A 3,760-nucleotide genomic window follows, 5' to 3' on the forward strand; every position below is an offset into this window, starting at 1 on the left:
AAAGACTGCGAGCTGGGCATGACTCGAATTCTTACGGTTATTTGTACTGTCCTCTTTCTTGTTGCCGTATGGGCGCCACCCATATGGGCCGGACCAGGCCACGATCATGGCGTGGATCACGACAGTGAAACGAGCTCTCCAATGGAGGTTCCCCGCCTCGAAAGCATCGGGACCGAACTGGAGCTCGTTGCCGTCGTCATCGACGGCGAATTGATCGTCTATGTCGACGAGAGCGCAACGAATACGCCTGTTGATAATACCACCATTGAGATTTCGGGCGACGAAGTACCGCCCTCCATGGCCACACAGACGGATAGCGGGACCTACGCGCTCAACGCTGATTGGGTTTCGGGGTCCGGCACAAGAGCTCTGACCTTCGTTGTCACAGCGGGTGATCGTATCGAACTGCTGAATGGCGTCCTCGATCTGGGAGTAGCTCGTGAACATGATGATGTTCAGAGCAACTCCCTACTTGCCAGGCCAATGGTATGGGTCATATCGGGTCTCGCGGCACTGTTGGGCTTTCTCTTGGCTTTTGCCGTCCGACCGCACGCCCCTGCGCAAGGCCGTATGGAGGATGGCTCTACGGATGGGTCTCTCACCAGGTTGGATGTTGTAACCAAGGCCAAACACGCCGCGCAGCTCATTTTGGTCGCGTTCGGACTCGCGGCCATGCTCCCGTCGGTCGCTATCGGTGGCCCGGGCCACGATCATGGTACTGACGGTCACGCTGAACCAGAGGGCGCTAGCGGTTATGTCCCGCATAAGCTCCCGAACGGTGAAGTTTTTCTGCCGAAGCCGTCGCAGCGGCTACTGAATGTACGCACGACAGTTGCAAAGACGACGAAGACACAAATCGGCGATGAGCTATTGGGAGCCGTTATCGCTGACCCGGCATCCGAAGGTCGAGTTCAGGCACCAATGGACGGCGAAATTGAACTCGTCGGCAAGGGCGTTGCCTTTGTTGGAGAACGTGTGCAGGCCGGTGCAGTCTTGGCCTATCTCGTACCCTCAATGCCCGTTTACGAGCGCGGTTACCTCGAACAATTGACGGCTGAGGTCGAGGGTAACCTTCGCATAGCGCGGCAACGCCTCGAGCGTCTCCGAGGGGTGCGCGGTAACTACGTCGCCCAGAAGGACCTCGAAGACACGCTGGCAGAACTTGAAGCATTGCGCGAACGGAAGCGGGTGCTGGAGCCGAAGTCAGCACAGCGGATCGCGCTGGAAGCACCTGTGGACGGGATCATCTCGGTTGCGAATGTCCGCGCGGGTCAGGTCGTCGATGCGCGGGACACTCTGTTTGAAATTGTCGATCCGGAGGACCTTTGGATCGAGGCGGTTGGTGTCGCGGGCCGAGATTACAGTGATGTCGCCGCCGCCCACGCACTACTCGGGGAAGGCGCATCATTTCCGATCAAACATGTGGGTAGTGCGCCGACACTACGGCATCAGGCTCGGCCATTGTACTTCGAGGTCAAGGATCCCGATGCTGCTTTGGCCATTGGCACGAAGGTTCGCGTTGTGGTGCGAACCGGACCGCCAATAGACGGCTTTGTGCTGCCAGAGACGGCAGTCGTTCGGGGCGCGAACGGTCTGGAGCAGATCTGGCTCAAGGTCAGCGCGGAGCAGTTTCGGGCCCAGCCCGTGAGGACCCAACCGCTAGGACGCGCTGAAGTCTTAGTAACGGGGGGACTCGAGGCGGGTAGCAGGGTTGTCGTTAGCGGCTCCGAATTCGTGAACCAGGTTCGTTAGAGGTCGCCCATGTTCGCTACCATCGTCCGTGGAAGTCTCGCCAACCGACTGTTCGTTATGGCTGCTGCCGTAGCGGTCATGGTGTATGGGCTGTTCACGCTGAACAAGTTGCCGATTGATGTCTTCCCTGACCTGAACCGGCCAACTGTGACCTTGATTGCCGAGGCGCACGGTTTGGCGCCAGAGGAAGTCGAGTCGCTTGTCACGTTTCCAATTGAGACGGCCATGAATGGCATGGCCGGAGTGCTACGGGTGCGATCGGTTTCGGGCGTTGGGTTGTCGATAGTTTACATCGAGTTTGGCTGGTCCACGGACATCTATCGGGCCCGACAACAGGTTGCAGAGCGGCTCCAACTCGTTCGAGAACAGCTTCCTACCGATGTCACGGCACAGATGGGCCCGATTTCATCTGTGATGGGCGAGATCATGCTGATCGCAATGTCGAGCGAGACAGCTGATGCAATGACTTTGCGTGAACTCGCCGACTTTACCGTCCGACCTCAACTTCTCACCGTCTCGGGAGTCTCGCAGGTCATCCCAATAGGCGGAGAAGTGCGACAATATCGCGTTATTCCCGAACCAGATCTAATGGTCACGCTTGATGTGAGTCTCGTGGACATCGAGTCGACGATCAGCCACTTTGGGACCAGCACAGGGGGCGGCTTTGTCAATCTCCAAGAGCGCGAGTACCTGATCCGCAATATTGGTCGGACGACTCAGATTGAGAACCTGCAGAACCTGGTCGTAGCCTATCGGGATAGTCAGGTTGTGACGCTAGAACAGGTGGCAGATGTTGGGTTCGCTCCCAGACCGAAGCGCGGCGAAGCAGGGTTCAACGGCAGGCCAGCTGTAATCCTATCGATTCAAAAGCAGCCTAATGCCGACACCGTGGAGATTACCGAAGAGATTGAGGACATGTTGCCTCGACTCCAAGAGGTAATGCCAGAAGGTGTGAACGTCACTGACGTACAATTCCGGCAAGCCACTTTCATCGAAACATCGATCTCGAATGTGAAGAAGGTCCTAGTTGAGGCCCTAATTGTGGTCGCCATCGTACTGTTCGTCTTCCTTCTCAACTGGCAAACGACTGCAATCTCGATTCTCGCCATCCCGGTGTCTGTGCTCACCACCATCATCGTGTTTCAGTTGATGGGGCTATCGATCAACACCATGACGCTTGGAGGGCTTGCGATTGCTATCGGAGTGATCGTCGACGACGCTGTTGTCGACGTCGAGAACATCTATCGACGCCTCGGCTTGCACCGAGCTGCCGGCGGGAGCGACCAGCGCAGCACGGAGGATGTCGTAGCGGACGCCTCAATCGAAGTCCGGAGCGGCATTCTCTACGCAACAGCAATCATTGTGCTCGTCTTGATCCCCTTGTTTGCGTTGTCGGGAATCGAAGGCCGTTTGTTCGCGCCACTCGGCGTCGCCTTCATCATTTCAATCCTCGCCAGCCTGCTCGTCTCTATGACCGTAACCCCCGTGCTCTCTTATTGGCTGATCCCACGCATGAAGAGTCTGGCCGAACAAGACAGTCCGTTGGTGCGGTTCCTCAAACGCCTGCAGCGCCGCGGTCTCGAATGGTGCTTCGACCGACCAATTTTCGTCGTCGGACTTCCTGCCGTCGCCATTATTGTCGCCATTTGGGCCGGCGCTTTACTGCCGCGCGCGTTCCTACCACCGTTCAATGAGGGCACCGTTCTGGTCAGCGTAATCTTGCAGCCCGGCGTTAGCTTGGAGGAATCGAATCGTATTGGACGGATTGCTGAGGAACTGGTGGCTAAAGTACCCGAGGTCGCTTCGGTAGGTCGTCGAACTGGGCGTGCAGAGCTCGATGAGCACGCCGAAGGTGTTCACACTAGCGAACTAGACATCGACCTGTCGGGATCCCAACGCAGTCGCGAGGAAGTTCTCGCGGATATACGGTCGAAGCTCTCCGTGCTTCCGGCGAGCATCCTGGTCGGTCAGCCAATCTCTCACAGGTTGGACCATATGCTTTCGGGCG

General features: G+C 57.4%; 2 protein-coding genes. Both read left to right on the top strand.

Annotation, left to right across the window (positions count from 1 at the left end; translation table 11 throughout):
• Nucleotides 1–1,752: efflux RND transporter periplasmic adaptor subunit (locus AC33YF_RS13140; RefSeq protein ID WP_491777661.1), on the top strand; the 1,752-nt coding region annotated here is incomplete at its 5' end.
• A gap of 9 nt (nucleotides 1,753–1,761) precedes the next feature.
• A partial coding sequence (locus AC33YF_RS13145) for an efflux RND transporter permease subunit (protein WP_491777662.1) occupies nucleotides 1,762–3,760 on the top strand: 1,999 nt, incomplete at its 3' end.

The organism is Methyloceanibacter sp. (genome assembly GCF_058506495.1).